Genomic DNA, 25,732 nt, shown 5'->3' on the forward strand with positions numbered 1-25,732 from the left:
CCCGATGCCCGGACATCCGGATATCCGGATGTCAGAAATCGGCCGGCCAGTCGCTGTCGATGCGGCGCGCCTGCAGATCGACGTGCTGCACGTGCGCCGCCACGAAAGGAACCAGAACGTGGCGCGGCCGGCCCCGCGCATCGCTGAACGGCTGGAAGACGCCTTCGGCATCCGGCGCGCCCAGGGCCACCTGCAGCACGGCATGGGCGCCGTTGTCCAGAACCTGATCGACGCGCCCCAGCAGGCGCGGCCCGTCGTCCCCCATGCCGTGGAAATCGCAGCCGATCAGATCGATCCAATAGTATTCGTCGTCGCCGGCCGAGGGAAATGCCGCCCGGGGCACCCAGACGGTGTACCCCCGCAGCGACTCGGCCGTGTCGCGGTCGGCGATCCCGTCGGCCTGGGCCGCCAGGAATTGCCCCGCCTGGCGGCGGCAGGCGCGGATGCGCAGGCCGCGCGGACGCGGCAAGGCACCCGATCCCGCGACAGGATCGGGCGCCTTGAGCCACCAGACCGGGGCGCCCAGCAGGGCGTCCGCCTGGGGCGAATAGGGCTGGATCTTCAGCCAGCCGCGCACGCCGTGGGCGGCGGCCACCCGGCCGACCTCGACCAGATCGTCCGGCGGTGCGTCATCCAGGAAGGCGGGATCGGCCATCGCCGGCACGACGGGCCGCGATCAGGCGGCGGAAGCGACCTTGGCGGAGTATTCCTTCACCAGGCGGGCCGCCGTGTCGGACAGCTGGGCGCCCTGGTCCACCCAGTGCTGGACGCGATCCAGGGCCAGGCGCAGGTTTTCCTGACCTTCACCGGCGAGCGGGTTGTAGAAACCCACGCGTTCGATGAAACGGCCATCGCGGCGATTACGCGAATCGGCAGCAACGACATTGTAGAAGGGACGCTTCTTCGAGCCGCCGCGGGCCAGACGAATCACAACCATTGATAATCCTTTGAAAATGCTGTGAAAAACGCAAAATTTTAGCATCACACAGGCCGTGTCCGCAATGGATGCGGGCGAACGGCCTGCGAATGCCGGGAAAAACAACACATCAGCGGCGCTGCACGTAATGCACCTGGACGGCGTCCTCGCGCATCCGCTGCGCCAGCAGCGCATTGCCCGTCTGCTGGCAGAACGCCTGGAAATCCCGGCCCGCGTGCGGGTCGGTGGTCAGCACGGCCAGCACCTGGCCGCTTTCCAGCCGCGCCAGGGCCTTCTTGGTGCGCAGGATCGGCAGGGGGCAGTTCAGCCCCCGCGCGTCGACTTCCTCGTCCGCGTGCGGCGATTCCGCGGTCATGCGGCCTCCCTGGCGCTCATGCGGCGCCCAGCCGCTCGGTCAGCCAGGCCGGCACGCCCGCCAGGGCGCCGTCGAGCGCGGCCACGTCGGAGCCGCCGCCCATGGCCATGTCCGGACGGCCGCCGCCCTTGCCGCCCACCCGGGCGGCCACGGCCCCCACCAGGTCGCCGGCCTTGACCCGCGCGGTCAGTTCGGGGCTGACACCGGCCACCAGGCTGATCTTGTCGTCCGCCACGGCGGCCAGCAGGATCACCGCGCCGGACAGCTTCGACTTGAGCTGGTCCACCATGCCGCGCAGCGACTTGGGATCGACGCCGTTGAGCCGCGTGGCCAGCAACTTCACGCCGGCGACCTCCACGGCCTGGCCGGCCAGATCGGAACCCGCCGCGGCGGCCAGCTTGTCCTGCAGGCGTTCCAGTTCGCGCTCGATCTGGCGCGTCTGCTGCTGCAGCGCCTGGATGCGCTCGGGCACGCCGGCGGGCTGGGCCTTGAGCAGCCCGGCCGCCTGGTCCAGCGTCTCGCAGGTGCGCCGCACCCAGGCCAGGGCGCCGTGCCCGGTGATGGCCTCGACGCGGCGGATGCCGGCGGCCACGCCGCCCTCGGACACGATCTTGAACAGGCCGATGTCGCCCGTGCGCGCCACGTGGGTGCCGCCGCACAGTTCGCGCGAGAAGCCGATGTCCAGCACCCGCACCACGTCGCCGTATTTTTCGCCGAAGAGCGCCATGGCGCCGCCGGCCACGGCCTCGTCGTAGCTGAGATGCTGGGTGCGCACGGCCTGGTTGGCGAGGATTTCATCGTTGACGATGGCCTCGACCCGCGCGATCTGCTCGGCCGTCATGGGCGCATCGTGCGCGAAGTCGAAGCGGGTCTTGTCGGGATCGACCAGCGAGCCGCGCTGCTGCACGTGATCCCCCAGCACCTGGCGCAGGGCCTTGTGCATCAGGTGGGTGGCCGAGTGGTTGCGCATGGTGTCGGCGCGGCGCCGCGCATCGACCTGCGCCCGCACCGTGTCGCCCACCGCCAGCGCGCCCTGCTCCAGCGTGCCGTGATGGCCGAAGACGTCGGCCTGGATCTTCTGGGTGTCGGCCACCTGGAAGCGCGCCGACGCGCCGGCCAGCAGGCCGGTGTCGCCCACCTGGCCGCCGGATTCGGCATAGAACGGCGTCGCGTCCAGCACCACCACGGCCTGCTGGCCCTGGGCGATGGAAGGCACCGAGACGCCGTCCACGTACAGCGCTGTGACGGCGGCCTCGCCTTCCAGGTGGTCGTAGCCGTCGAAGCGCGTGGCCACGCCGTCGTAGCTGAGGTCGGCCGCCGCCTTGAACTTGCCGGCGGCGCGCGCCTGCTCGCGCTGGTGCGCCATGGCCTGCTCGAAGCCGTCCAGGTCCACGGGGATGGAACGCTCGCGGCAGATGTCGGCCGTCAGGTCCAGCGGAAAGCCGTAGGTGTCATAGAGCGTGAACAGCGTCTGGCCGTCCAGCGCCTGGCCGGCCGGCAGGGCCGCCAGGGCGGATTCCAGGATGCGCATGCCGTTTTCCAGGGTTTCGCCGAAGCGTTCTTCTTCCTGGCGCAGCACCTGCTCGACCCGCGCCTGCTGCGCGGCCAGTTCGGGATAGGCCTCGCCCATCTGTCCGACCAGGTCGGCCACCAGGCGATGGAAGAACAGGCCCTTCTGGCCCAGCTTGTGGCCGTGGCGCAGCGCGCGCCGGATGATGCGGCGCAGCACGTAGCCGCGGCCCTCGTTGCCGGGAATCACGCCGTCGACCACCAGGAAGCCGCAGGCGCGGATGTGGTCGGCGATGACCTTGAGGGAATTGTCGGCCAGGTCCGTGCAGCCGGTCTCGCGCGCGGCGGCGCGGATCAGGCTCTGGAACAGGTCGATCTCGTAATTGGAATGGACGTGCTGCAGCACGGCGGAAATGCGCTCCAGCCCCATGCCGGTGTCCACGCAGGGCTTGGGCAGCGGATGCATCGTGCCCTGGGCGTCGCGCTCGAACTGCATGAACACCAGGTTCCAGATCTCGATGTAGCGGTCGCCGTCTTCCTCGGGCGAGCCCGGGGGGCCGCCCCAGATCTCCGGGCCGTGGTCATAGAAGATTTCGGAACAGGGGCCGCAGGGACCGGTGTCGGCCATCTGCCAGAAGTTGTCCGAGGCATAGCGCGCGCCCTTGTTGTCGCCGATGCGGATGATGCGCTCGCGCGGCACCCCGATCTCCTGCGCCCAGATGTCGTAGGCCTCGTCGTCTTCCTGGTAGACGGTGACCCACAGCTTTTCCTTGGGCAGGCCATAGACTTCAGTCAGCAGGGTCCAGGCGTAGGCGATGGCGTCGCGCTTGAAATAGTCCCCGAAGCTGAAATTGCCCAGCATCTCGAAAAACGTGTGGTGCCGCGCGGTGTAGCCGACGTTTTCCAGGTCGTTGTGCTTGCCCCCGGCGCGCACGCAGCGCTGCGCCGTGGTCGCCCGATGATAGGGGCGGGTGTCCTTGCCGGTGAAGACGTCCTTGAACTGGACCATGCCGGCGTTGGTGAACAGCAGCGTGGGGTCGTTGCCCGGCACCAGCGGCGAGGACGGCACGATCTGGTGTCCCTTGGACTCGAAAAAGGACAGGAATTTCTGACGGATCTCGGAGGTTTTCATTCGTTTGGCCGCTGGGGGAAACTAGCCGGCCATTATATGCGTTTTGATGCCACGAACGGCGCAACAGCCCGCAGCGGACTGCCAGACATCTCCATGCCTCGCGCCTTGCGAGGCGCTCCGGTTCGCCAGGCACGGAACAGTCCGCGGGGACCATTCCGTGTCCGGACTCATCTACAGCGCCTCGATGGCCGGATAGAACTCGCGGTTTTCGCGCAGCATCCGGTCATGCACGTTCTTCAGCACCGTATTGGCCTCGGCGCGGAATTCTTCCGGGCTGCGGCTCAGCAGCGTGGCGTTGCCCCAGCGGCGCGCGAAATTGATGAAGGCGCTGGCGATGCCTTTCATGTCGCTCTGGTAGGTCACGCTCATGCGCGCCATGCGGTCGTTGCCGCTTTGCTCCAGTGAGGGGTACAGGATGCGGTCCTCGATGGCCAGGTGCTGGGTGACGACCTGGGACAGCGCCCTCAGTTCGTGGGCGATGTCCACGGCGTGATCGGCGATCCCCTGGTGGGACAGCCGGCGCAGCATGCTGATGCCGCTGAGGATTTCGACGTGCTGGTGCTTGAAACGATCGATGTTCATGATGAGGTTCCCTCGCCATTGTGTTTCCGGCAGCCTGTGCCGTATAAGATATATATTAAATGAATCTTATTGCGGACGCAAGGCGGCGGAGGGTCCCTGCGGCCCGCCTACAGCAGGTGTTCGTAGTCGTCGGTATCGGCGTCCGGTTCCCAGGAATGGCTGGACAGCCAGGCCCGGATGCGCGCCACGGCCTGGGAGCGCAGCTGGGACACGCGGCCCTCGGTGATTTCCAGGACCGCGGCGATTTCCTTCTGGTTCAGGTCCTGCTCGAACTGCAGCGACAGCAGCAGCTGCTCGCGTTCCGGCAGGTTGCGGATCGCCTCGATCAGCACCGAGCGCAGGCCTTCGCGCATCAGCCAGTCCAGGGGATTGCCGCCCCGCCCGGCCGCCACCGCGTCGAGCATGCCCTCGCCGTCGTGGTCTTCCCGGTGCAGGGCGAGGTCTTCGTACATCAGCACCTGGACGCCGCGCGCCTCTTCGAGCAGGGCCTGGTAGGCGGCCAGATCCAGCCCCATTTCAGCGGCGATCTCGGATTCGGTGGCCGGGCGCAGCAGGCGGTGGCGCAGCGTCTGGATGGCGTCCTCGATGCTGCGCGCCTTGGCGCGCACGCTGCGCGGCAGCCAGTCCTGGGCGCGCAGTTCGTCCAGCATGGCGCCGCGGATGCGCGTGACCGCATAGGTCTCGAATTGGGCGTCGGCCTGCTGCTGGTAGCGCCGCACCGCGTCCAGCAGCCCCATCATGCCGGCCTGCATCAGGTCGTCGAGTTCGACGCTGGCCGGCAGCTTGCCGATCAGCGCCAGCGCCTGCCGGCGCACGAGCGGCGCATGGCGGGCGATCAGCTGGTCCTCGGAAAGAGGCATCGCACAATCCGTGAAACACGTCATAAAATGCAAGTATGCCCTATGAACGCTGCGGATGTTCTCCCCGGAACCCTCCGCGCGGGGAATCCCCTCCGGACGCGATCGATCCTCCGGGATTCCAACCCTAAAGTTTTTCCGGACATCGCCGTTATGTCAGAGTGAAAATCCAGGATCCGCCCGATCCGGGGGGGATGAGACCCGGGCGCCTCCCATAACAGGACACGCTCATCCGGACAGGAGCACGCATGATTCACCCTATTGGAAACCAGTTGGCATCCTCGAGCCTGGGTCTGGCGGCTCCCGTTTCCGAACGGCTGCCCGCTCAGCCCGAGCCGGCCGTGCAGGTCACGCCCGTCGACGATGCCCGGTCCGGCCGCTTCAACAAGCAGGCCGATGCGCGCGAGCTCGGCCTGAAACAGCCGATCGAGCAGCCCAAATCCTCCCTGGAAAAGGCGCTCGAATCCGTCAACGACAGCCTCAAGGCCTGGTCCACGGGCATGCGCTTCGAAATGGACGAAGACGCCCAGCGCCTGGTCGTCTCGATCATCGACAGCAGCACCGGCGAAGTCCTGCGCACCATCCCGTCCGAAGCCGTGCTGCGCGTCGCGAAAATGATCGTCCAGCTCCAGGGCGCCGGCGTGGATACCCAGGCCTGATCACCGAACAGAAACGAAATCCCGCCCCACACATCGCCTTTGCCGCCGCCGAACCGGGGCATAATGGCTGAACGGAGAACCACATCATGGCATCAGTCTCTTCCCTCGGCCTGTCCGGCCTGCCGCTCACCGACCTGCTCGACAAGCTGAAGACCAACGAAAGCCAGGTCCTGAACACGATCAAGAGCCGGCAGACGGCGGCGGAAGCCAAACTCTCCGCCTACAGCAAGCTGAAATCCGCCGTCGATACGTTCCAGAAGGCGGCCCAGGCCGTCGGCAAGGAAAGCGCCTTCGGCGCGGTCGCCGCGAAATCCGGCTCGGATGCGATCTCCGCATCGGCCGACAGCACGGCCATCCCGGGCCAGTATTCCATCCAGGTCGACAAGCTCGCCTCGAACCAGACCCTGGTCTACGCCGGCCGGGCCGACCGCACCGCCGACATCGGCACCGGCGGCACCCTGAAGATCACGATCGACGGCACGGAAAAGTCCCTCGACCTGAGCGGCAAGGGCACGTCCCTGAACGACCTGGTGGCCGCCATCAACGCCGACAAGGACATCGGGGTCAACGCCACCGTCGTCAACGACGGCACGCCGGGCAGCCAGTACCGCCTGCTGCTCACCAGCCGCGAGACGGGCACCCAGAACGCCGTCACCAACATCACGGTCGATGACAACGCCGACCTGGACGCCTTCCTCGGCTACTCGGGCGGCGGCTCCACGGCGGGCGTCACGGTCCAGGACGCCACCAACGCCGAGCTCTCCATCAACGGCATCGCCGTCACCAGCCAGAGCAACACCATCGAAAACGTGATCGACGGCGTCAAGCTCACGCTGAACCAGACCACGACCAGCGCCGCCAACCTCGCCCTGACCCGCGACGACAGCGCCGCCAAGAAGGCCGTGCAGGACTTCGTCTCGTCCTACAACAGCCTGTTGAGCACGATCAAGACGCTGACGGCCTACGACACCGACGCCCAGACCTCGTCCGCCCTGACCGGCGACTCGCTCGCCCGCACGGTGCAGACCCGCATGCGCGACGCGATTTCGGGGGCGTTCGATGCCACCAACGGCACGAGCCTGTCGAAAATCGGCATCACGACCAACCCCACGACCGGCCAGCTGAGCATCGACGACACCAAGCTCACCCAGGCGCTGTCCGACAACCTCGACGGCGTGAAGTCCCTGTTCACCAGCGGCACCGGCATCGGCAGCCGGGTGGACGCCGCCGCCACCGCCTTCACCAAGACCGACGGGATCTTCAGCACCACCACCACCGGCCTGAGCAAGACCATCGAAGACATCAAGAAACAATACGACGCGACCTCCGACCGCATCGATCAGCGCATGGAGACCTACCGCGCCCAGTTCACCCAGCTGGACACCATGGTCAGCCAGATGAACACGCTCAGCAGCTACCTGTCGCAGCAGCTCAGCGCACTGAGCAGCAGCAAGAGTTGATCCACTAAGAGCTGATCCACCATGACCTACGCGCCCCGCTCCCGCTCCGCCCGCGCCACCGGCTCCTACGCCAACATCGGGCTCGAAACCGAAGTGCTCGGCGCCTCGCCCGAGCGCCTGATCTCGCTGCTGTTCCGGGGCGCCCTCACGGCCATCTCCCAGGCCCGCCACCACCTGAGCAACGGCAATATCCAGGAACGCGGCAAGGCCCTGTCCAAAGCGATCGACATCGTGGATTCGGGCCTGAAGGCGGGCGTGGACACGGAACGCGGCGGCGAGGTCGCCCGCCTGCTGATCGCCTCCTATGAGCTCATCATCCGCGACCTGATGCAGGCCAATCTGCGCAGCGACGAGGCCAAGCTCGATACGGCCGAAAAAATGCTGATCGACCTGGCCGGCGCCTGGCACACGGCCGTCGACCCTCAATTCAGCGATCCGCCCCCCAGCCACTGACCGGAATCCCGCCATTGAGCACGCCGCACGCATCCATCCTCGAGCGCTACCAGGAAATCGCCGACCTGTCCGGCCAGATGCTGATCAAGGCCCAGACTCAAGAATGGGACGATCTGGTGGCCCTCGGCGCCCGCTACCAGGACGCGGTCGAGCGGCTGAAGACACTGGACCCGCTGGACGACGACCAGAAAAACGCCCGGCGCGAACTGCTCACCCGCATCCTGGAAGACGACGCCCGGATCCGCCAGCTGATCGCCCCGGAACTCGAACGCCTGAGCCACCTGCTGGGCACGTTCAAACGCCAGCGCACGGTCCTGCAGGCCTACTACAGCACGGTGCGCCCGCACTGAGGGTCGGCCACGCCCGCCCAGGAATCACGCAGCCATGAGCATCGGGGCCCCCTCCAACCTCGGCACACTGCTGATCCAGCGCCTGGACGCCGTACTGGGCACCACGCTGGGCCAGCAGGCCAACCTCGCCTCCGGCGCGGGCCCCCAGGCCGTGCCGCAGCCGGCCAACCCCGAAAACCCCAGCGCGCTGCAGAATCCGGCCCAGCGCCACCCCCGCGAAGCTGTCGACCAGGCCAACCAGCAGGGCCGCCAGCAGGCCGCCGTCGGCAAGGCCGTGCGGGACATGCGGCTGGACAACCTGCTGGGCCGCGGGACGACCTTCCATGGCACCACCCAGTCCGCGCCGACCACCCTGGGCTACGCCGCCCGCATCATTCTCGCGCTGCTGAACCACTTCCCCCACGACGGCCAGGCCGTGCGCGGGCAATCGCCGCTGCTGCCCAATGCCGGCGGCCGCCCGGGCGCCGGCGCCGCCGCCTCCGGACTGCCCGGCGGCACGGGCACGGGCGCACCGACGGCCGGCGGCTCGTCCGCACAGGCGGGCGGAGTCACCCAGACCTGGGCCCAGCTGGCCACCTCGCTGGGACAGCCCGGCGCCCTGGCCGCCCGCTTCGCCCAGGCGCTGTCGCAATCGGTGCAGACGAGCGGCCTGTTCTACGAATCCCATCTGACGCAGCTGGCCGCGGGCAAGACCACGCCGCAGGATCTGCGCCAGGAGCCGCAGGGCCGCATCCCGCCCCATCCCACGCCTGCGGGCGGCGCCCCCCGGGACGCCGCCCCCACGGCCCAGAACGCCGCCGCCCAGAACCTCCCCACGGCCCGGAGCGCTCCGAACCACGCCCCGAACGCCCTGCTCCAGAACGCCCAGCCCCAGAATGCCCAGCAGGCGGCGCCTGCGCCCGGGGCGCCGGCCGCGGCGGCGGGCGGCGCCGGCCCGGAAGCCGCCCAGGCCCACACGGCCGCCGGCCAGACCCACACCGCACCCGTGCCGGGCATCGATCCGCAGGCCCAGCTGCTGGTGCGCCAGCAGCTCGAAGTCCTCGCCAACCAGGCCTTCGTCTGGCAGGGCGAGGCCTGGCCGGGCGCCGGCATGCAATGGGAGGTCCGCCGCCGCCCGCAGGACGAAGACGGCGAACGGGATTTCGAGGGCGACCACTGGTCCACCCGCCTGAATCTGCACTTGCCGAGCCTGGGAGACGTCGAGGCGCGCCTCAGCCTGTCCGGCGACCAGCTCGTCATGCGGCTGACGGCACCCCAGTCCGCCGAGCGGCTGGGGCAGGCCATCGAGCCGCTGCGCGCCCGGCTGCTGGCCCACGGCCTGCAGGCCAGCCAGCTGTCCGTCCAGGCCCGCGACGGCGACCCCGACACCTCCATGCCGGCCCCCCGGGAAAATGAAATCGCCGCATCCTGACCCCCACCGGCCCAGCGCCGTCGCCGTCACCTACGATCCGGCGGATGCCGCACCCCGGGTCGTGGCCAAAGGCTATGGCACGCTGGCGGACACCATCGTGCGCACCGCGCGCGAACACGGCCTGTACGTGCATGAATCGCCCGAACTGGTCGGCCTGCTGATGCAGGTGGACCTGGACGCGCACATTCCCCCCCAGCTCTACGTCGCCATCGCGGAACTGCTGGCGTGGCTGTATGCGCTGGACACCGATGGCGGCGTCGTGCGGCGCGCCCCCGACGACGAAGCGCCGCAGCCTGCGGCGGCTGCGCCGGCAGCGGCGTCCAGGCCGCCGCCCGCATTCTGAGCCGCCGTCAGACGGTCTGAACCGTCGTCAGACGGCCATGTTGGCGATTTCCTTGTAGGCGTCCACCAGGCGGTTGCGGACCTGCACCGTCGCCTGGAACGCCAGGCCGGCCTTTTGCAGGTCGATCATCACGTTGCTCAGGGAAATGTCCGGATCGCCCAGTTCGAAGGCCTTCGCCTGGGTATTGGCGGCATTCTGCGCCTGGGACACGCGGTCCAGGGAGCGGGCCAGCTCGGCGGCGAAGCCGCCGCCCTCGGTGGAGGCGGCCGGCTGCGCCGACAATCCCTGGGACTCGCGCGCCACGGCGCGCATCTGGGCAAGCAGGTTTTCGACGCTGGCAAGAGCCTGGGAAGTGATCATGGCGGACGGAACGGGAAGAAGACGGAAACGCCGGCCATCGATCACACGTCGGGCCGACGATGTACTATACGGCCTGCCGCGCGGCGGCAAGCCCCGCAATAGCGGGGATAAGGACGGATACTTCCGCCGTTTGCCCGAACCGGCGCGCGCACCGGACGGATCATCCTAACTAAGCCCCAAAAACGGGGTTTTTCAGGGCTTGCCCGAACGCCAATCGCCGCCATAATGGCCGCCAACATCCCATCATTCTGCCGTAACAGCATGCACATCATCCAGACCATCGGTTTCTGGCCCGGGCGCGCCCTGGCGGCCCCCTCTGCAATTTCCATCCGATGAATCCCATTACCGACTGGATGAACCGCAACCCCGCCCTGGCGCGGATGGCTGCCCTGCCCCGGCCGGTACTGCTGGGCCTGGGCGCCGCGATCGTGGCCCTGTTCGTCGTCGCCGCCCTGTGGATGCGCGAACCGGAATACCGCGCGCTGTTCTCGAACGTGGAAGCACGCGACGGCGGCGCCATCGTCTCCATCCTCAACCAGCGCAACGTCCCCTACAAGTTCGCCGACAACGGCGCCACCATCCTGGTGCCGGCCGACCAGGTCTACGCGCTGCGCCTGCAGCTGGCCGAACAGGGCCTGCCGCGCGGCGGCAGCGTGGGCTTCGAGCTGCTGGACGAACCGAAATTCGGCGCCAGCCAGTTCTCTGAGCAGATCACCTACCAGCGCGCCCTCGAAGGCGAACTCGCCCGCTCCATCGAGGCCCTGCAGCCGGTCAAATCCGCCCGGGTGCACCTCGCCATCCCGCGCCAGTCCCTGTTCGTGCGCGAGCGCGAAACCCCCACCGCCTCTGTGCTGCTGACGCTCTATCCGTCGCGCACCCTGAGCGAATCCCAGGTCTCGGCGATCGCCTGGCTGGTGTCCTCCAGCGTGCCCAAGCTCAATGCCGAATCGGTCTCCATCGTCGACCAGGACGGCCGCCTGATGTCCTCGCCGGGCGGCGAAGCCGCCATGGACGGCACCCGGCGCAACTTCATCAACGACATCGAACAGCGCACGGCCCAGCGCATCCTGACCCTGCTCAACCCCATCGTCGGGCCGGGCAACGTGCGCGCCCAGGTCAGCGCCGCCGTGGACTTCTCCCAGCGCGAGCAGACCTCCGAGGTCTACCGCCCCAACGAGACGCCCGGCACGGCCGCCATCCGCAGCAAGCAGACCAGCGACTCGGCGCAGAACGGCATGCAGCCCCCCGCCGGCGTCCCCGGCGCCCTGTCGAACGAACCGCCGACCAACGCCACGGCCGCGATCCAAACGGCGCCGGCCACCCCGCCGGCCCAGGGCGCGCAGGGCCAGACTGGCGCGCCAGGCGCCCAGCAGGGCGCCGCGGCCCAGCCCGCCGGCGGCCCCACCGCGATCAACGGCACGCCCGTCGCCTCCGGCGCCGCCCCCCGCCAGGGCTCCCTGCGCAACGACGCCACCGTCAACTACGAGGTCGACCGCACCATCAGCCACGTCAAGCACGAGCTGGGCACGCTGCAGCGCCTGTCCGTGGCCGTGGTGGTCAACTACCGCAACAAGAACGGCGAACCGGCCCCGCTGGAATCGTCCGAAATGGACGACATCAACGCGCTGGTCAAGCAGGCCATGGGCTATTCGGCCGACCGCGGCGACACCCTCAGCGTGGTCAACAGCGCCTTCACCAACACCGAACCCCAATTCAAGCCCTGGGAGAACCCGGAATACCGCGGCCTCGCCCTGCAAATCCTGAAGGTGCTCCTGGTCCTGGCCGTCCTGTTCTTCCTCTGGCGCTCGATCGTGCGGCCCATCGTCCAGGGCTTCGCCAACGCCCAGGTCGAGCGCGTCAAGAACGAGGCCCACCTGGAAACCCTGCGCGAACAGCGCCGCCAGGACGAACTGCGCGCCTCGGAAATGAACCGCTACGAGGAAAACCTGGACACCGCCCGCCAGCTGGCCGAACGCGATCCGCGTGCCGTCGCCATGGTGCTGCGTTCATGGATGGACCCCAAGAATGCCAAATCCTGACACTGACCTGACCCGCTGCGCCATCCTGATGATGTCCCTCGGCGAGGACGCGGCCGCCGAAGTCTTCAAGTACCTGTCCTCGCGCGAGGTGCAGCAGATCGGCTCGGCCATGGCCAACCTCAAGCAGGTCACGCGGGCCGACGTCGACCAGGTCCTGGAGGACTTCCGCCGCGAGGCCGACCAGTTCATGGCCGTGACCCTGGGCTCGGACGACTACATCCGCTCCGTCCTGACCAAGGCGCTGGGCACCGACCGCGCCGCCGGCCTGATCGAGGACATCCTGGAGGCCGGCGAAGGCACGGGCTCGGGCATCGACGCGCTGAACTGGCTGGAGCCGGCCAACGTCGCCGAACTGATCGCCGACGAGCACCCGCAGATCATCGCCACCATCCTGGTCCACCTGGAACGCGATCGCGCCTCGGCCATCCTGGCGCTGCTCAACGAGCGCGTGCGCAACGACGTGATGATGCGCATCGCCACCTTCGGCGGGGTGCAGCCGTCCGCGCTGCACGAACTGACCGAGGTGCTCAACGAGGTCCTGTCCGGCCAGGGCGCCAAGCGCTCGAAGATGGGCGGGGTGCGCACCGCCGCCGAAATCCTGAACTTCATGAACACGGCCGAAGAAGAAGCCGTGGTCAGCAGCCTGCGCGAGATCGACGCCGACCTGGCGCAGCGCATCATCGACGAGATGTTCGTGTTCGACAACCTGGTCGACGTCGAGGACGCCGCCATCCAGCTCATCCTGAAGGAAATCGACACCGCCTCGCTGACCATCGCCCTGAAGGGCGCCAGCGAGGAACTCTGCGCCAAGTTCTTCAAGAACATGTCCAACCGCGCGGCCGAGATCCTGCGCGACGACCTGGACGCCCAGGGTCCGGTGCGCATGTCGCGCGTCGAAACCGAGCAGAAGGCGATCCTGATGGTGGCGCGCAAGCTCGCCGACGCCGGCCAGATCAACCTGTCGATGGGCAACGACGAGTATGTCTGACAAACCCCGGCCGGTCATCGACCTGGCGACGCGGGCCCGCTGGCAGCGCTGGGAAATGGAATCCCTGGACGCGCTCAAGCAGCCCATCGGGCGCCGTGCGAGCGACCGCGACCCGCGCCAGCAGGCCGAGCTCCAGCGGCGCCGCACCCAGGCGCTCGCCGAGGCGCGCGCGGAAGGCCTGGCCCAGGGCCGCGCCGAGGGCTTCGAGCAGGGCCGCCGCGAAGGCTACGCCCTGGGCCTGGAACAAGGGCTGGCCGAAGGCCATGCCCAGGGGCTGGAACGGGGCCTGGCCGAAGGCCACGCCCAGGGCCGCGCCCAGGGGCTGGAAGAAGGCGCCGCCCTGGCCCGCGAGCAGGCCGCCCGGCTGGACGGCCTGGCCGGGGCCTGCGCCGGCGCGCTCTGGCACATCGAGCAGGAAGTCGGCCAGTCCGTCATCCAGCTGGCCGTGCGCATCGCCGAGCAGGTGCTGCGCACCCATATCCGCGACTATCCCAACCACATCCTGGACCTGGTGCGCGAGGTCATGCAGGCCCGCCCCGAGCAAAGCGCCACGCTGCGGCTGCGCCTGCATCCCGACGACCTCGAACTGGTGCACGCCTTCCTGCAGCAGACGCCCGACCCCGCCCGCTACCGCCTGAGCGCCGACGAAAGCATCACGCGCGGCGGCTGCGTCGCGGAAACCGCCCTGGGGTCCGTGGACGCCACGCTGGAAACCCGCTGGCAGCGCATCATCGCCGCGCTGGGCCAGCCGGACGGGCCGCCATGACGCCGGACGGGTCCGCGGCGCACTCTCCCGGCGCGCGCTGGCGGGCGCAGCTGGCCGCCTGCGAGCAGCGGGTCTCGGCGCGCCAGCCGACCAGCCGGCAGGGGCGCGTGACCCGCGCCACCGGCCTGGTGCTCGAGGCCACCGGCCTGCAGCTGCCGGTCGGCGCCGCCTGCAAGGTCCAGATCTCGCCCGACCAGGACCGCTGGGCCGACGCCGAGGTCGTGGGCTTCCACGCCGACACCCTCTACCTGATGCCGCAGAGCGACATCACCGGCCTGCCCCCGGGCGCCCGCATCGTGCCCGCCGAAACCCTGTGGCTGGACCCGGTCCCGCTGCCTGAAGACCCCGCCGACCAGGCCGGGGCCGAAGCCGCCGCCATCGTCACCGACCAGGTGCGCCACCTGCCGGTCGGCAACGCCCTGCTGGGGCGCGTGCTGGACGGCGCCGGCCGGCCGCTGGACGGCAAGCCCCTGCCCGCGGACCTGGAGATGGCGCCGCTGACGGCCCTGCAGATCAACCCCCTCACCCGCGCGCCCGTGGACACCGTGCTGGACGTGGGGGTGCGCGCCATCAACGGCCTGCTGACCGTCGGCCGGGGCCAGCGCATGGGCCTGTTCGCCGGCTCCGGCGTGGGCAAGAGCGTGCTGCTGGGCATGATGGCCCGCTACACCCAGGCCGACGTGATCGTGGTCGGGCTGATCGGCGAACGCGGCCGCGAAGTCAAGGAATTCATCGAGCTGAACCTGGGGGCCGACGGCCTGGCCCGCTCCGTGGTGGTGGCCGCCCCGGCCGACGTCTCGCCCCTGCTGCGCCTGCAGGGCGCGGTCTACGCCACCCGGCTGGCGGAATTCTTCCGCGACCAGGGCAAGCACGTGCTGCTCATCATGGATTCGCTCACGCGCTACGCCATGGCCCAGCGCGAGATCGCCCTGGCCATCGGCGAGCCGCCCGCCACCAAGGGCTACCCCCCGTCCGTGTTCGCCAAGCTGCCGACCCTCGTGGAGCGCGCGGGCAACGGCGCGCCCCAGGGCGAGCGGCCGGCCGGTTCCATCACCGCCTTCTACACCGTGCTGACCGAAGGCGACGACCAGCAGGACCCGATCGCCGACTCGGCGCGCGCCATCCTGGACGGCCACATCGTGCTGTCGCGCAGCCTGGCCGAATCCGGCCACTACCCGGCCATCGACATCGAGGCCTCGATCTCGCGGGTCATGTCCGCCATCGTGCCCGACAGCCAGTTCCGCCACGTGCACCGGTTCAAGCGCATGATGTCCCGGTACCAGCGCAACCGCGACCTGATCGCCGTCGGCGCCTATACTGCGGGAAACGACCCCGAAATCGACCAAGCCATCGAGCGCCACCCCTGGCTCGAAGGCTACCTGCAGCAGGGCATCGACGTGCGGGTGGACTATCCCACCGCGGTGGCCGCGCTGGCCGGCGTGCTGGGAGAAAGCCCATGAGTCCTGAAACACCGCTGGACGTGCTGATCGACCTGGCCCAGGAAAAGCTCGACGAGGCCGGACGCGCCCTGTCCGAACTCAGCGCCCGGCGCCGCGAGGCGCAGGGCCAGCTGAACACCCTGGACGACTACCGCGCCGACTACACGCGGCGCCTGCAGAACACCACCGAGCAGGGCGTATCGGCCTCGAATTACCACAACTTTAGGCAGTTTATTGCCACATTGGACGAGGCCATTTCCCAGCAAAATACGATCATCGCCCAGATCGACGTGCGCATCGAGGCCGGACGCAAGCAGTGGCACGACGAAAAGCGCCGCCTGAACTCCTACGAAACCCTCAAGGCGCGCCAGGTCCGTCAGTGGCAGTATCGCGAGCAGCGCCGCGAACAGCGCGCCAGCGACGAGATCTCGGCCGGCCTGTACCGGCGCACCCGACAGCCGCATTGAATCCGCACACGCCATGAACATGCCCGTCCTCCCTGTCACCAGCTCCAGCCCGGCGCCCGCAGACGCCGCCGCGCGCGGAGCGGACGCCGCCGCCCCAACGGACGCCCCGGCCTTCTCGAACGTGCTGTCGCAGCAACGGGACGGCGCCGCCGGCCGCGCGACGGAATCCCGCCGGCCCGACAAGGCCGATGGCCGGACCGACGGCGCAGGCGGCCGGGTCAATGGCGCCCGCGGCCGGGCCGACGCGGACGCCGCCGAGCGGCGCGAACCCCTCGGCCCGGACGAGACCCTGTCGCTGATCCTGGACAGCGCCGCCCTGCCCCTGATGACGCAGGCCGCCGCCGAAAACCGCCCGCTCCAGACGGACCGGCCGGATGCCGCCGCCAGCCCGCGCGCGGCCCGCCTGCCGGCCGACGCCGCCGCGGGCCGGACGGCGGCGCCCCTCGCCGCACACGGCGACGCCCGCAGCGACGTGCGCGTCCTCGCTCCGGATCCGGACGCGCGCACGGCTTCGGCCGCGCATCCGGCCGAAGCCGGCACGGACGGCCGCAACCAGGCTGCGCGCACCGACACCGCGGTCTCCCATGCCGCGGCCGCCGCCAGCCGGACGCCCCTGCAGGCGGATACGGCGGCGCCGGCGGCCCAGGGGCCCGGCCGCGCCCGTACCGCCGCTGCGGCCCAGGCCCAGGCCCAGACCCAGGCCCACGCGCAATCCGCGCACCAGCCCCAGTCCGCGGGCCAGGCGCTCGCGGCGCAGGCTGCCGGAACCCGGGTTGTGGAATCCTCCGTCTCCGTCCGGCCCGACGCCGGCCCGGACACGTCCCAGGCCGCCGCGCCGAACGCCGCCGCCCTGGCCTCGGCCGCCGCGCCCACCAGCGCCGCCCTGCTGCCCGCCGCGGCGCCGGCGGCGAACCCGGCCGCGGCGCCCGTCGCCGTGTCCACCCCGCTGTCCAGCCCGCAATGGCCGCAGGATTTCAGCCGGCAGGTCCTGCAGCTGGCCCAGAACCTCACCGGCGCGGGCCACACCGTGCAGATGCACGTCAATCCACCGGAACTCGGGCCGATCCACATCACTCTGCACGTGGGCGAATCCATCGCCCAGGCGTCCTTCGTCTCGCCGCACGCCAACGTGCGCCAGGCCCTGGAAAATGCGCTCCCCCACCTGGAGCAGCAGCTGGCCCAGGCCGGCCTGTCGCTGGGCCAGGCCGACGTCGGCGACCAGCAGCCCGGCCAGCAGGCCCAAGGCCAGGGCCAGGCGCCTTCGGCCCGCAACGGCACGGCCGTCTTCAGCCTGGACGGCCAGAGCGCCGAAACGGCCTCCCTGCCGGCCGCAGCGTCGGCCCCCCGGTCCGCCGCCCGTCCGGATGCGCTGGTGGATACCTTTGCGTGAACTCTTTCGCTCCCCCGGGCAGGACCCGCATTACAATGCTTCATTTTGCCCTTCCGTCATCGTGACGCATTAACCCGGAACCATGCTCAGGCTACTCAAATTCATCCTCCTGCTCATCATCGTCATCGGCGCCTCGGTCGGCGCAACGATGTGGTTCACGAGTAGAGACGGCACACCCAGCGTGCCGGCGGCCGCCTCGGCGACCGAGCAGCCGGCTCCGGCGGCGCCCGTGGTGGTCCCGGCACCGATCTTCGCAGAACTCGATCCCTTCACGGTCACGCTGTACGGCGAAACCCGCAACCGCATCCTCTACACCGCGATCACCCTGCGCCTGGGCGACGAAGCCTCGCGCAAGCAGATCACGGACTACATGCCCGAAGTCCGCGACCGCATCCTCAAGGTGCTCTCGGCGCAGCAGCTGCCCCTCATCCAGAAGCCGGAAGGCCGCCAGGCGCTGGTCGACGCCCTCAAGGCCGCGCTGACCCATCCGTTCGCGGCGCAGCTGCCCAGTCCGCAGATCGCCGACGTCCTCTTCACAGCCTTCGTGGTGCAGTAATGGTCTACCAGAGCATGCTCTCCCAGGACGAAGTCGATGCCCTGCTCGCAGGCGTCACCGGCGAGGAGTCCTCGGGCCAGCAGGCCGCGGCCGAGTCCCAGGACGGGGTCCGCCCCTACGACCTGGGCTCGCCGGACCGCGTCGTGCGGCACCGGATGCAGACCCTGGAGCTGATCAACGAGCGCTTCGCCCGCCGCCTGCGTTCGATGTTCTTCGGCTTCATGCGGCGCAACGCCGACATCACCGTCAACGCGATCAAGATCCAGAAATACTCGGATTTCGAGCGCAACCTGCCCGTGCCCAGCAACCTGAACATGGTGGCCATGAAGCCGCTGCGCGGCACGGGCCTGTTCACCTACGACCCGAACCTGGTCTTCCTCGTCATCGACAGCCTGTTCGGCGGCCACGGGCGCTACAACACCCGCATCGAAGGGCGCGACTTCACCAACACCGAGCAGCGCATCATCCGCCGGCTGATGGGCCTGACGCTGGACTGCTACCGCGAGTCCTGGGAATCCGTCTACCCGCTGGAGCTGGAATACATCCGCTCGGAAATGCACACCAAGTTCGCCAGCATCAGCACGGGCAACGACATCGTGGTGGTGGCCTCGTTCAACATCGAACTCGGCGCCTCCGGCGGCAAGCTCAACATCTGCCTGCCCTATTCCATGCTCGAGCCGATCCGCGACCTGCTGTCGCGCCCGCTGCAGCAGAACGCCGCCGACGCGATCGACCAGCGCTGGACCCAGCAGCTCTCGCGCGAGGTGCGCAGCGCCGAGGTCGAGCTGTCGGTGGAATTCGCCCGGATCGACACCTCCATCGCCGAGCTGCTGCACCTGGCCGTGGGCGACGTGCTGCCGGTGGACATCCGGCCCTCCGTCACGGCCCGGGTGGGCGGCGTGCCGGTGCTGGAATGCGGCTACGGGACCTTCAACGGCCGCTACGCCCTGCGCGTGCACAAGGTGCTCGCCTCGCCCGACGACTCCGACAAACTGCTAGCCCGCACGAAAAAATGAGCGACATCAAAGACGACGACACCCAGGACCCGAACCTGACGGGCCAGGCCTCCGGTGGCTCCGTGGAAGACGACTGGGCCGCCGCCATGGCCGAGCAGCAGTCCGCGCACGACCAGCCCACCCAGGCCAGCGGCCTGGGCGCGGAAGACGACTGGGCCGCCGCCCTGGCCGAACAGACCGCCGCGACGCAGGCGCCGGCCCAGTCCGCCGCCGCCCAGGTGTTCCAGCCGCTGTCCAGCCAGGCCGCCGAGGGCGACAGCGACATCGACATGATCATGGACATCCCGGTCCAGCTGTCGGTGGAACTGGGCCGCACGCGCCTGACGATCAAGAACATCCTGCAACTGGGCCAGGGCTCGGTGGTGGAACTCGACGGCCTGGCCGGCGAGCCCATGGACATCTACGTCAACGGCTACCTGATCGCCCAGGGCGAGGTCGTGGTCGTGGACGAGAAATACGGCATCCGCGTCACCGACATCATCACGCCCTCGGACCGTATCGCGCGGCTGAACAACCGCCGCTGATCCGCCATGGACCAGGACCAGATCCTGCGCGTCGTCCTCGCCCTGCTGTTCATCCTGGGCCTGCTGCTGATGCTCGCCTGGGTGGCCCGCCGCGGCGGCTGGCTGCCGGGCCGCGCACAGACGGCGCGCCTGCGCGTGCTCGGCACGCTCAGCCTGGGGGCGCGCAGTTCGGTCGCCCTGGTCCAGGTCGAGGACGCCCGCCTGGTGCTGGGCGTGACCGCCCAGCAGATCACCCTGCTGCATACCCTGCCGGACGCCTCCCGGGCGGGGGACGCCGCGTCCGGGGACTTCGCCGACACGCTCGGCAAGACCCTGTCGGGCTCCTGATGCGCCGCCCCGCCCCGCACGCCGCGCGACCGGCGCCCTGGCTGCTGGCCGGCCTGGCGCTGATCCTGTCCTGGCCCGCCGGCGCCCTGGCGCAGGCCACCCTGCCCGCCCTGACCGCCACGCCCGGCCCCAACGGCGCGGAAACCTGGTCGCTGAGCGTGCAGACGCTGGTCATGCTGACCATGCTGTCGTTCCTGCCGGCGGCGCTGCTGATGATGACGGGCTTCACCCGCATCATCATCGTGCTGGGCCTGCTGCGCAACGCCCTGGGCACGGGGGTCTCGCCGCCCAACGCGGTCCTGGTGGGCCTGGCGCTGTTCCTGACCTTCTTCACGATGTCGCCCGTCTTCGACCAGATCTACGCCCAGGCCTACCAGCCGCTGGCGCGCGACGAGATCACCTTCGAGCAGGCGCTCGGCCGGGGCAGCCAGCCGCTCAAGACCTTCATGCTGCGCCAGACCCGCGAAGCGGACCTGGCGATGTTCGCCGAGATGGCCGGCGTCGGCCCGCTGGAAGACCAGAATGCCGTCCCCCTGCGCGTGCTGGTGCCCGCCTTCGTGACCAGCGAGCTCAAGACGGCCTTCCAGATCGGCTTCACGATCTTCATCCCCTTCCTCATCATCGACCTGGTGGTCGCCAGCCTGCTGATGGCGCTGGGGATGATGATGGTGCCGCCGGTGACGATCTCGCTGCCCTTCAAGCTGATGCTGTTCGTGCTGGCCGACGGCTGGCACCTGCTGCTGGGCTCGCTGGCCCGCAGCTTCTACCAATAGGAGGCCCGGCATGACTCCCGAAACCGTCATGTCCATGACCTACCAGGCGCTGCGGGTGGCCCTGATCATGGCGGGGCCGCTGCTGCTGATCACCCTGGCCGTGGGCCTGATCATCAGCATCTTTCAGGCGGCCACGCAGATCAATGAAATGACGCTGTCGTTCATTCCCAAGGTGCTGGCCGTGGGCGCCACCCTGGTGCTGCTCGGGCCCTGGCTGATCGGCACCATGGTGGACTACATCCGCACCCTGCTCGACTCCATCCCGGGCCTGGCCGCCTAGGGCCCGTTCCCACAGGGCCATGATTTCCTTCCAGATCGGCCAGCTCTACGACTGGATCAACGGCCTGCTGTGGCCGCTGTTCCGCATCGCGGGGCTGGTGGCGCTGGCGCCCGTGCTGGGGGAATCGTCCATCCCCATGCGGGTGAAGATCGGCCTGTCCATCGCCCTCACCCTGATCGCCGCGCCCCTGGCCGGCCCGATGCCGCAGATCGCGCCGGCCTCCTGGAGCGGCCTGCTGATCGCCGCCCAGCAGGTGCTGATCGGCATGGCGCTGGGCCTGAGCATGCGGCTGGTCTTCACCGCCGTCATGATGGCGGGGGAATTCGTCGGCCTGAAGATGGGCCTGGCCTTCGCCTCGTTCTTCGACCCGGCCACCGGCGCCAACACGGCGGTGCTGTCGCGGCTGATGAACGTCGTGGCGATGCTGGTGTTCCTGGCGGTCAACGGCCACCTGCTGATGCTCGACGGCCTGGTGCGCACCTTCGACCTGCTGCCCGTGGGCGCGCCGCTGATGACCGACGGCTGGGGCGCGCTGCTGGACTGGAGCGCCCAGCTCTGGGTCTCGGGCACCCTGCTGGCGCTGCCGCTGGTGATCGTGCTGCTGACGATCAACCTGGCCATGGGGATCCTGAACCGCACGGCGCAGCAGCTCTCGGTGTTCGCCATCGGCTTTCCGATCTCGCTCACCACGGGCCTGATCACGCTGGCCATCGTGGTGCCCCAGAGCGGCGATTTCCTGGCCAGCCTGTTCGAGGGCGGCTACCAGGCCATGGCGCGCATCGCGCGCAGCCTGGCCGGCATGTAATCGCGTCAGCGATCCTTGCGCACCGGATAGGTGACGCCGGGGATGACCCGGGTGCCGGCCGGCAGCAGCGGATTGGCGCCGCCCGCCTTGGGCGCGCCCGCCTGGCCGGCGCGGGCCCTGGCCGATTTGCCGGAGGTCCGGGCCGCCGGCGCGGCGGGCGGCGGAATGGTCAGGGACGCGGGCTGGATGGCGTCGGCGGCCGGCACGGCGAGCGGCACCGCCGCGGCGCCCGCGGTCTCTCCCGCCGGCGCCGTGGCGGCCTGGACGGGCAGCGGAGCGGCCGCCGCCGGGCGCGCGGCCTGCTCGCGTCCGGCCTGCTGGCGTTCGGCCCGCGCCTCCTGGTCGGCCTGCGCCGCCGTCCTGGGGCGCCGGTTCAGGGGCAGGTTGATGGCGTTTTCCATGCGCTGGAACGTGCCGTCCGGGCCGAAGCGCAGCCAGGCCTCCTGGCGGATGTAGACGGCATCGGTGGCGAGGGAGCCCTTGAAAGCCCAGCGGGCCAGCGTGGTGTCGCCCTGCCGCCAGACGTCCACCGGCCGCGCGCCGAGGGAGTCGGAAGCCTGCTCCATCGTGGTGCGGCCCTCCACGATGCGGTCCAGCCCCGACGTATTCAGGACGTCCGTGGATGCGCATGCCGACAGCAGCGCGACCGAGACCGCCAGCGCGGCCCGGCGCAGCCGCCCGGCCGCGCTGGCCCCGCCCGAAACCCGCCCGGGCGCGCGGCGCGCGAAAAAAGATCCCATGCTCAGAATTCCTCCCATTCTTCCTCGCGCGCCGGCTGGCGGGCGGGTGCGGACTTGCGTGCGGCCGGCAGCCGCGGCGCGGCGGCGGGGGCCGGCCGCTCGCGCCGGGCGGAGGCCGGGGCCGGGGCCGGTTCGTGCCCGGCGGCCGATTCGGCCGGCAGTGCGGCGGCGGGCGGCACGGCGGCGATCGGCGCGGCGGCGGACGGCGGCATCCCGTGATCGTCGGCGGCGGCGTCGCCCACCTGGAACACCGCCAGCGCCTGGTTGACTTCGGCGGCCAGGGATTCCAGCGATCCGGCCGATTCCGCCGCCTGCTGCACCAGCAGGGCGTTCTGCTGGGTCACGGAATCCATCTGCGCGACCGCCAGATTGATCTGGTCGATGCCCGAGGACTGCTCGATGGTGGCGGCGGTGATCTCGCTCATGATGTCCGACACGCGGGTGACCGCCTCGACGATTTCCCGCATGGTCGCGCCGGCCCGCTGGACCTGCGCCGAACCGGCGCCGACGCGGCTGACGGAATCCTCGATCAGCCCCTTGATTTCCTTGGCGGCGGCCGCCGAACGCTGGGCCAGCGCGCGCACTTCCCCGGCCACCACGGCGAAGCCGCGGCCCTGCTCGCCGGCGCGCGCGGCCTCGACCGCGGCGTTCAGCGCCAGGATGTTGGTCTGGAAGGCGATGCTGTCGATCACCCCCACGATGTCGGCGATCTTCTGCGAGCTGCCCGAAATGCCTTCCATGGTGGCGACGACCTCGCCCACCACCTCGCCGCCGCGCGAGGCCACCTGGGAGGCGGTATGCGCCAGCTGGTTGGCCTGCTGGGCGTTGTCGGCGTTCTGCTTGACCGTGCTGGCCAGCTGCTCCATGCTGGCCGCCGTCTGCTGCAGGGCCGCCGCCTGCTCGTCCGTGCGGCTGCTCAGGTCCAGGTTGCCCGCCGCGATGCGCTGGGCGCCGTCGGCCATCTGCCCCATCCGGCCCCGCACGCCGGAGATCATGGCCTCCAGGCTGTCGCGCATCGTCTTCAGGTCGCGCAGCAGGGCGCCGATCTCGTCGCTGGAGCGCGGCACGATGGCCACGCGCAGGTCGCCGCCGGCGATGCGCTGCAGATGGCGGCCCACGGCCTGCAGCGGCCGCAGCACCGTGCGGATCAGGGTCCGGTAGGCGAGCAGGGCCAGCACCACGGCCACCACCAGCAGCGCCAGCAGGCCGGTATTGGCCCAATGGAACAGCTGCGCCAGTTCGGCGCGCGAGGCCGAGCTGCGGTCCTGGATGAATTTGTCGAACTGGCCGAACACGCGATCCATGCCGCGCGCCGCGCCGCGCAGGCGGCCGCGCTTCAGGGCCTCGAAGCCCTTGGCGTCCTGCTTGGCCGCGAAGTCGCGCAGCTGCTCGACCTGGGCCCAGTAGTCCTTGAAGGACGCGTCCAGCATGTGCAGCAGGTTCTCCCCATCGGAGCCCGCCAGGGCGCCCGAGGCCTGCAGGGACGCCATGCCGTCGCGCGAGCGCTTCAGCAGCTGGTCGGCCTGGCCCAGTTCCCAGAGGCGCTGCTTTTCGTTGGTGATGCCCAGCGCGCCGTCGACCTGGGTGGCCGCCTGCTGGGCGTAGATGTAGGCGTTCTTGACGTCGGAATTCGCCTGGACCCCGATGGCCGACAACTGGCCCACCGTGCGCTGGCTTTCCCGCTGGACGAACCAGGCGCTGCCCACCGCCGCGAACGTCAGCAGGGACAGCAGCGCCACGACCAGCGTCAGCCGGGCGCGCAGGGACAAAGTCAGGGTGATTTTTCTCATGTCTCCTCTACCTCTATCAGGTTCCCAGCATGCCATGTCGGCGCCGGGATGCTTCCAAAGAAAATAGGGCCTTGTAGGCCCCATTCGTCGGTATTGCTCCGCCACTGGTCCAGGGGCGGAAACAGACCGGGACAGCCAAGGCCATCCCGGAAATTGCCACCTGCCGCGATGCCCGCGGCCGGATCACTGATTGCGGTTGAACAGGCTCAGGCCCTGGATGGTCTGGAACGCGAGGCCCGCGCCTTCCAGTGCCATCTTGCGCAGGCTGAGCTGCGTGGAGGCCTCATAATAGTCCAGGTCCTCGATGTTGGACAGCGCCCGGGCATAGCCCAGGTTGCGCTGGGAACCGCTGCTGTCCAGGGCGGTCAGTTCGTTCATGCGCGCGCCCACGGAAGCGCGCACCGTCAGCACGTTGTCGTAGCTGGTGGCGACCCGCTGCATGGTGGTGTTCAGCACGTTGCGCAGCGCCGCCGTGGCCTGGCCGTCGCCCGAGGAAGGCGTGTTCAGGGCGGCGATCGCGTCATCGAAGGACTTGAACAGATTGACGTCCTCGTGCTGCAGCGGCTTGACGTCGAACTGGTCGCCCGCGGCCGGCGAGCCGGAGATCTGCACGGTGGTGCCGTAGCCCAGGTCGAGCGTGGTGGCCCCGGATGCGAGAGTGAAGTTCAGAGGAGATACCGGCGTGGTCGCGCCCGTCACGTCGGTCACGACGACCTCATAGGTCGTCGGGCTGGTGAAGTTGACGCTGAAGCTGTAATTCGCCGAGGCGTTGCCCTGCGTGTTGTCCGTCACCGCCGGCTGCCCCAGCACGGCCGTGCCGGTGTTGCCCGCATCCGCGTAGGACGCATAGGCGCGCGTGCCCGGCTGGGCACGCTGGAAGACGTCCGAACCCACGTCGCCGCCGGCGATCCGGCGCGTCTGGTCGGCCTGGATCAGGCGCTGCAGCGTATCGCCGCTGTAGTTCCCGCTGGCGTCGTAGGCGGGCGTGTCACCCCTGGAACCGGAAAACAGATATTGGCCGCTGCCGTCCGTGGTATTGGCGATGCCCATCAAGGAATCGCGCGCATTCTTCAGCACATTGGACAGGGTCGCGCGGTCGGAGTCCGACAGCGTGCCGTTCGAGGCCTCGACCAGCCGGGTGCGCACGTCCTGCAGCAGCAGCGTCAGCGAATTGAGCGCGTCTTCCTCCGCGCCCAGGCCCTGGCTAGCGACCGCGCGGTTGTCGGCGTAGCGCGCGTTCTGGGCCTGGGACTGGGAAATATTGATCGCCTGCGAGGCGCCCAGGGGATCGTCGGCCGGGGAGACCATCTTCTGGCCCGTGCCGATCTGCTGGTAGAGGTGCAGCAGGTCGGCCTGCTGGGTGTTGATGGTCTTCAGGCCGGTCTGGAAAACGAGGCTGGAACTGATGCGCATGATGGATTCCT

Annotated in this window: 29 protein-coding genes; 19 read left to right on the plus strand and 10 right to left on the minus strand. The window is 69.5% G+C overall.

Translation table 11 applies throughout. From position 1 onward, the window contains the following. Window positions 1–31 precede the first annotated feature (31 nt). The 6 genes from rimM to HNR28_RS01960 all read right to left on the minus strand — a co-directional run bounded on the left by rimM (window position 32) and on the right by HNR28_RS01960 (window position 5,375). Entirely contained in the window at window positions 32–655 is a 624-nt protein-coding gene (gene rimM / locus HNR28_RS01935) for a ribosome maturation factor RimM (RefSeq protein WP_043683073.1), read from the minus strand. 21 nt (window positions 656–676) lie between these two features. Continuing rightward, window positions 677–937, minus strand: a complete 261-nt coding sequence (gene rpsP / locus HNR28_RS01940; RefSeq protein WP_043683076.1) for a 30S ribosomal protein S16 — start codon at window positions 935–937, stop codon at window positions 677–679. Window positions 938–1,046: 109 nt separating this feature from the next. Beyond that, window positions 1,047–1,292, minus strand: coding sequence for a sulfurtransferase TusA family protein (locus HNR28_RS01945; RefSeq protein ID WP_043683079.1), 246 nt, complete (start codon window positions 1,290–1,292; stop codon window positions 1,047–1,049). Between the two features lie 16 nt (window positions 1,293–1,308). Further along, the gene (gene alaS, locus HNR28_RS01950) at window positions 1,309–3,933 is read right to left on the minus strand and encodes an alanine--tRNA ligase (protein ID WP_043683082.1); all 2,625 of its coding nucleotides are present in this window, start codon (window positions 3,931–3,933) and stop codon (window positions 1,309–1,311) included. Between the two features lie 171 nt (window positions 3,934–4,104). Beyond that, on the minus strand, window positions 4,105–4,515 hold the full coding sequence (locus HNR28_RS01955) for a hemerythrin domain-containing protein (RefSeq protein WP_043683084.1): 411 nt from the start codon (window positions 4,513–4,515) through the stop codon (window positions 4,105–4,107). Between the two features lie 107 nt (window positions 4,516–4,622). Next, window positions 4,623–5,375 (minus strand): RNA polymerase sigma factor FliA, encoded by a 753-nt coding sequence (locus tag HNR28_RS01960; protein WP_043683086.1) that lies wholly within the window; start codon window positions 5,373–5,375, stop codon window positions 4,623–4,625. Window positions 5,376–5,644: 269 nt separating this feature from the next. On the opposite strand from HNR28_RS01960, the gene HNR28_RS01965 reads away from it, so the two are divergent. The 6 genes from HNR28_RS01965 (at window position 5,645) to HNR28_RS01990 (ending at window position 10,048) form a co-directional block, all read left to right on the plus strand. After that, window positions 5,645–6,031, plus strand: a complete 387-nt coding sequence (locus tag HNR28_RS01965) for a flagellar protein FlaG (RefSeq protein ID WP_242404191.1) — start codon at window positions 5,645–5,647, stop codon at window positions 6,029–6,031. A gap of 86 nt (window positions 6,032–6,117) precedes the next feature. Further along, the gene (gene fliD / locus HNR28_RS01970; protein WP_043683091.1) at window positions 6,118–7,491 is read left to right on the plus strand and encodes a flagellar filament capping protein FliD; all 1,374 of its coding nucleotides are present in this window, start codon (window positions 6,118–6,120) and stop codon (window positions 7,489–7,491) included. 21 nt (window positions 7,492–7,512) lie between these two features. Continuing rightward, window positions 7,513–7,944: a flagellar export chaperone FliS gene (gene fliS, locus HNR28_RS01975; protein WP_151025355.1), complete on the plus strand. Its 432-nt coding sequence runs from the start codon at window positions 7,513–7,515 to the stop codon at window positions 7,942–7,944. A 14-nt stretch (window positions 7,945–7,958) separates the two neighbouring features. Continuing rightward, complete coding sequence (locus HNR28_RS01980; protein WP_052355806.1) at window positions 7,959–8,294, plus strand: flagellar protein FliT; 336 nt, start codon at window positions 7,959–7,961, stop codon at window positions 8,292–8,294. Window positions 8,295–8,328: 34 nt separating this feature from the next. Continuing rightward, entirely contained in the window at window positions 8,329–9,705 is a 1,377-nt protein-coding gene (gene fliK / locus HNR28_RS01985; RefSeq protein ID WP_184142474.1) for a flagellar hook-length control protein FliK, read from the plus strand. After that, window positions 9,686–10,048 carry an EscU/YscU/HrcU family type III secretion system export apparatus switch protein gene (locus tag HNR28_RS01990; RefSeq protein WP_151025633.1) on the plus strand — a complete coding sequence of 121 codons (363 nt, stop codon included), beginning with the start codon at window positions 9,686–9,688 and terminating at the stop codon, window positions 10,046–10,048. The genes fliK and HNR28_RS01990 overlap by 20 nt, the downstream gene beginning before the upstream one ends. Window positions 10,049–10,075: 27 nt before the next feature. On the opposite strand, the gene fliE is transcribed toward HNR28_RS01990, so the two are convergent. Continuing rightward, window positions 10,076–10,408: a flagellar hook-basal body complex protein FliE gene (gene fliE, locus HNR28_RS01995; protein WP_148304951.1), complete on the minus strand. Its 333-nt coding sequence runs from the start codon at window positions 10,406–10,408 to the stop codon at window positions 10,076–10,078. A 332-nt stretch (window positions 10,409–10,740) separates the two neighbouring features. On the opposite strand from fliE, the gene fliF reads away from it, so the two are divergent. The 13 genes from fliF (at window position 10,741) to fliR (ending at window position 21,778) form a co-directional block, all read left to right on the plus strand. Then, window positions 10,741–12,447, plus strand: coding sequence for a flagellar basal-body MS-ring/collar protein FliF (gene fliF, locus HNR28_RS02000; protein ID WP_184142476.1), 1,707 nt, complete (start codon window positions 10,741–10,743; stop codon window positions 12,445–12,447). Beyond that, complete coding sequence (gene fliG, locus HNR28_RS02005) at window positions 12,434–13,435, plus strand: flagellar motor switch protein FliG (protein WP_043683101.1); 1,002 nt, start codon at window positions 12,434–12,436, stop codon at window positions 13,433–13,435. The genes fliF and fliG overlap by 14 nt, the downstream gene beginning before the upstream one ends. Beyond that, window positions 13,428–14,201: a flagellar assembly protein FliH gene (fliH, locus tag HNR28_RS02010; protein WP_043683103.1), complete on the plus strand. Its 774-nt coding sequence runs from the start codon at window positions 13,428–13,430 to the stop codon at window positions 14,199–14,201. The genes fliG and fliH overlap by 8 nt, the downstream gene beginning before the upstream one ends. Further along, entirely contained in the window at window positions 14,198–15,661 is a 1,464-nt protein-coding gene (fliI, locus tag HNR28_RS02015; protein WP_052355809.1) for a flagellar protein export ATPase FliI, read from the plus strand. Before fliH ends, fliI begins: the two co-directional genes overlap by 4 nt. Then, the gene (gene fliJ, locus HNR28_RS02020; RefSeq protein WP_043683106.1) at window positions 15,658–16,107 is read left to right on the plus strand and encodes a flagellar export protein FliJ; all 450 of its coding nucleotides are present in this window, start codon (window positions 15,658–15,660) and stop codon (window positions 16,105–16,107) included. Before fliI ends, fliJ begins: the two co-directional genes overlap by 4 nt. Before the next feature lie 13 nt (window positions 16,108–16,120). Continuing rightward, window positions 16,121–17,497 carry a flagellar hook-length control protein FliK gene (locus HNR28_RS02025; protein WP_052355810.1) on the plus strand — a complete coding sequence of 459 codons (1,377 nt, stop codon included), beginning with the start codon at window positions 16,121–16,123 and terminating at the stop codon, window positions 17,495–17,497. An 82-nt stretch (window positions 17,498–17,579) separates the two neighbouring features. Then, entirely contained in the window at window positions 17,580–18,053 is a 474-nt protein-coding gene (locus tag HNR28_RS02030) for a flagellar basal body-associated FliL family protein (protein ID WP_043683109.1), read from the plus strand. Next, a complete protein-coding gene (gene fliM / locus HNR28_RS02035) occupies window positions 18,053–19,069 on the plus strand; it encodes a flagellar motor switch protein FliM (protein WP_043683111.1) in 1,017 nt (338 codons plus the stop codon). Before HNR28_RS02030 ends, fliM begins: the two co-directional genes overlap by 1 nt. Beyond that, window positions 19,066–19,593, plus strand: a complete 528-nt coding sequence (gene fliN, locus HNR28_RS02040) for a flagellar motor switch protein FliN (RefSeq protein ID WP_043683115.1) — start codon at window positions 19,066–19,068, stop codon at window positions 19,591–19,593. The genes fliM and fliN overlap by 4 nt, the downstream gene beginning before the upstream one ends. 6 nt (window positions 19,594–19,599) lie before the next feature. Further along, entirely contained in the window at window positions 19,600–19,920 is a 321-nt protein-coding gene (gene fliO / locus HNR28_RS02045; RefSeq protein WP_043683117.1) for a flagellar biosynthetic protein FliO, read from the plus strand. Beyond that, complete coding sequence (fliP, locus tag HNR28_RS02050; protein ID WP_043683119.1) at window positions 19,920–20,693, plus strand: flagellar type III secretion system pore protein FliP; 774 nt, start codon at window positions 19,920–19,922, stop codon at window positions 20,691–20,693. Before fliO ends, fliP begins: the two co-directional genes overlap by 1 nt. A gap of 10 nt (window positions 20,694–20,703) precedes the next feature. After that, window positions 20,704–20,973 (plus strand): flagellar biosynthesis protein FliQ, encoded by a 270-nt coding sequence (fliQ, locus tag HNR28_RS02055; protein ID WP_043683122.1) that lies wholly within the window; start codon window positions 20,704–20,706, stop codon window positions 20,971–20,973. Window positions 20,974–20,992: 19 nt separating this feature from the next. Continuing rightward, window positions 20,993–21,778, plus strand: a complete 786-nt coding sequence (fliR, locus tag HNR28_RS02060; protein ID WP_043683125.1) for a flagellar biosynthetic protein FliR — start codon at window positions 20,993–20,995, stop codon at window positions 21,776–21,778. A gap of 5 nt (window positions 21,779–21,783) precedes the next feature. Here the strand turns inward: fliR and HNR28_RS02065 are convergent, their stop codons facing one another. From HNR28_RS02065 to flgL, 3 genes are all read right to left on the minus strand, one after another. Beyond that, a complete protein-coding gene (locus HNR28_RS02065) occupies window positions 21,784–22,518 on the minus strand; it encodes a hypothetical protein (RefSeq protein ID WP_184142478.1) in 735 nt (244 codons plus the stop codon). Between the two features lie 2 nt (window positions 22,519–22,520). After that, window positions 22,521–24,308 carry a methyl-accepting chemotaxis protein gene (locus HNR28_RS18645; protein WP_184142480.1) on the minus strand — a complete coding sequence of 596 codons (1,788 nt, stop codon included), beginning with the start codon at window positions 24,306–24,308 and terminating at the stop codon, window positions 22,521–22,523. Window positions 24,309–24,491: 183 nt separating this feature from the next. Then, entirely contained in the window at window positions 24,492–25,721 is a 1,230-nt protein-coding gene (gene flgL, locus HNR28_RS02075; RefSeq protein ID WP_151024983.1) for a flagellar hook-associated protein FlgL, read from the minus strand. Between the last annotated feature and the right edge of the window lie 11 nt (window positions 25,722–25,732).

The organism is Castellaniella defragrans, from assembly GCF_014203015.1.
GTDB lineage: Bacteria > Pseudomonadota > Gammaproteobacteria > Burkholderiales > Burkholderiaceae_B > Castellaniella > Castellaniella defragrans.

Bases quoted from the DNA above. Each gene is read 5' to 3' on its own strand.
- rimM (WP_043683073.1), bottom strand. From the start codon at position 655: ATGGCCGATCCCGCCTTCCTGGATGACGCACCGCCGGACGATCTGGTC.
- rpsP (WP_043683076.1), bottom strand. From the start codon at position 937: ATGGTTGTGATTCGTCTGGCCCGCGGCGGCTCGAAGAAGCGTCCCTTC.
- HNR28_RS01945 (WP_043683079.1), bottom strand. From the start codon at position 1,292: ATGACCGCGGAATCGCCGCACGCGGACGAGGAAGTCGACGCGCGGGGG.
- alaS (WP_043683082.1), bottom strand. From the start codon at position 3,933: ATGAAAACCTCCGAGATCCGTCAGAAATTCCTGTCCTTTTTCGAGTCC.
- HNR28_RS01955 (WP_043683084.1), bottom strand. From the start codon at position 4,515: ATGAACATCGATCGTTTCAAGCACCAGCACGTCGAAATCCTCAGCGGC.
- HNR28_RS01960 (WP_043683086.1), bottom strand. From the start codon at position 5,375: ATGCCTCTTTCCGAGGACCAGCTGATCGCCCGCCATGCGCCGCTCGTG.
- fliD (WP_043683091.1), top strand. From the start codon at position 6,118: ATGGCATCAGTCTCTTCCCTCGGCCTGTCCGGCCTGCCGCTCACCGAC.
- fliS (WP_151025355.1), top strand. From the start codon at position 7,513: ATGACCTACGCGCCCCGCTCCCGCTCCGCCCGCGCCACCGGCTCCTAC.
- fliK (WP_184142474.1), top strand. From the start codon at position 8,329: ATGAGCATCGGGGCCCCCTCCAACCTCGGCACACTGCTGATCCAGCGC.
- HNR28_RS01990 (WP_151025633.1), top strand. From the start codon at position 9,686: ATGAAATCGCCGCATCCTGACCCCCACCGGCCCAGCGCCGTCGCCGTC.
- fliE (WP_148304951.1), bottom strand. From the start codon at position 10,408: ATGATCACTTCCCAGGCTCTTGCCAGCGTCGAAAACCTGCTTGCCCAG.
- fliF (WP_184142476.1), top strand. From the start codon at position 10,741: ATGAATCCCATTACCGACTGGATGAACCGCAACCCCGCCCTGGCGCGG.
- fliG (WP_043683101.1), top strand. From the start codon at position 12,434: ATGCCAAATCCTGACACTGACCTGACCCGCTGCGCCATCCTGATGATG.
- fliH (WP_043683103.1), top strand. From the start codon at position 13,428: ATGTCTGACAAACCCCGGCCGGTCATCGACCTGGCGACGCGGGCCCGC.
- fliI (WP_052355809.1), top strand. From the start codon at position 14,198: ATGACGCCGGACGGGTCCGCGGCGCACTCTCCCGGCGCGCGCTGGCGG.
- fliJ (WP_043683106.1), top strand. From the start codon at position 15,658: ATGAGTCCTGAAACACCGCTGGACGTGCTGATCGACCTGGCCCAGGAA.
- HNR28_RS02025 (WP_052355810.1), top strand. From the start codon at position 16,121: ATGAACATGCCCGTCCTCCCTGTCACCAGCTCCAGCCCGGCGCCCGCA.
- HNR28_RS02030 (WP_043683109.1), top strand. From the start codon at position 17,580: ATGCTCAGGCTACTCAAATTCATCCTCCTGCTCATCATCGTCATCGGC.
- fliM (WP_043683111.1), top strand. From the start codon at position 18,053: ATGGTCTACCAGAGCATGCTCTCCCAGGACGAAGTCGATGCCCTGCTC.
- fliN (WP_043683115.1), top strand. From the start codon at position 19,066: ATGAGCGACATCAAAGACGACGACACCCAGGACCCGAACCTGACGGGC.
- fliO (WP_043683117.1), top strand. From the start codon at position 19,600: ATGGACCAGGACCAGATCCTGCGCGTCGTCCTCGCCCTGCTGTTCATC.
- fliP (WP_043683119.1), top strand. From the start codon at position 19,920: ATGCGCCGCCCCGCCCCGCACGCCGCGCGACCGGCGCCCTGGCTGCTG.
- fliQ (WP_043683122.1), top strand. From the start codon at position 20,704: ATGACTCCCGAAACCGTCATGTCCATGACCTACCAGGCGCTGCGGGTG.
- fliR (WP_043683125.1), top strand. From the start codon at position 20,993: ATGATTTCCTTCCAGATCGGCCAGCTCTACGACTGGATCAACGGCCTG.
- HNR28_RS02065 (WP_184142478.1), bottom strand. From the start codon at position 22,518: ATGGGATCTTTTTTCGCGCGCCGCGCGCCCGGGCGGGTTTCGGGCGGG.
- HNR28_RS18645 (WP_184142480.1), bottom strand. From the start codon at position 24,308: ATGAGAAAAATCACCCTGACTTTGTCCCTGCGCGCCCGGCTGACGCTG.
- flgL (WP_151024983.1), bottom strand. From the start codon at position 25,721: ATGCGCATCAGTTCCAGCCTCGTTTTCCAGACCGGCCTGAAGACCATC.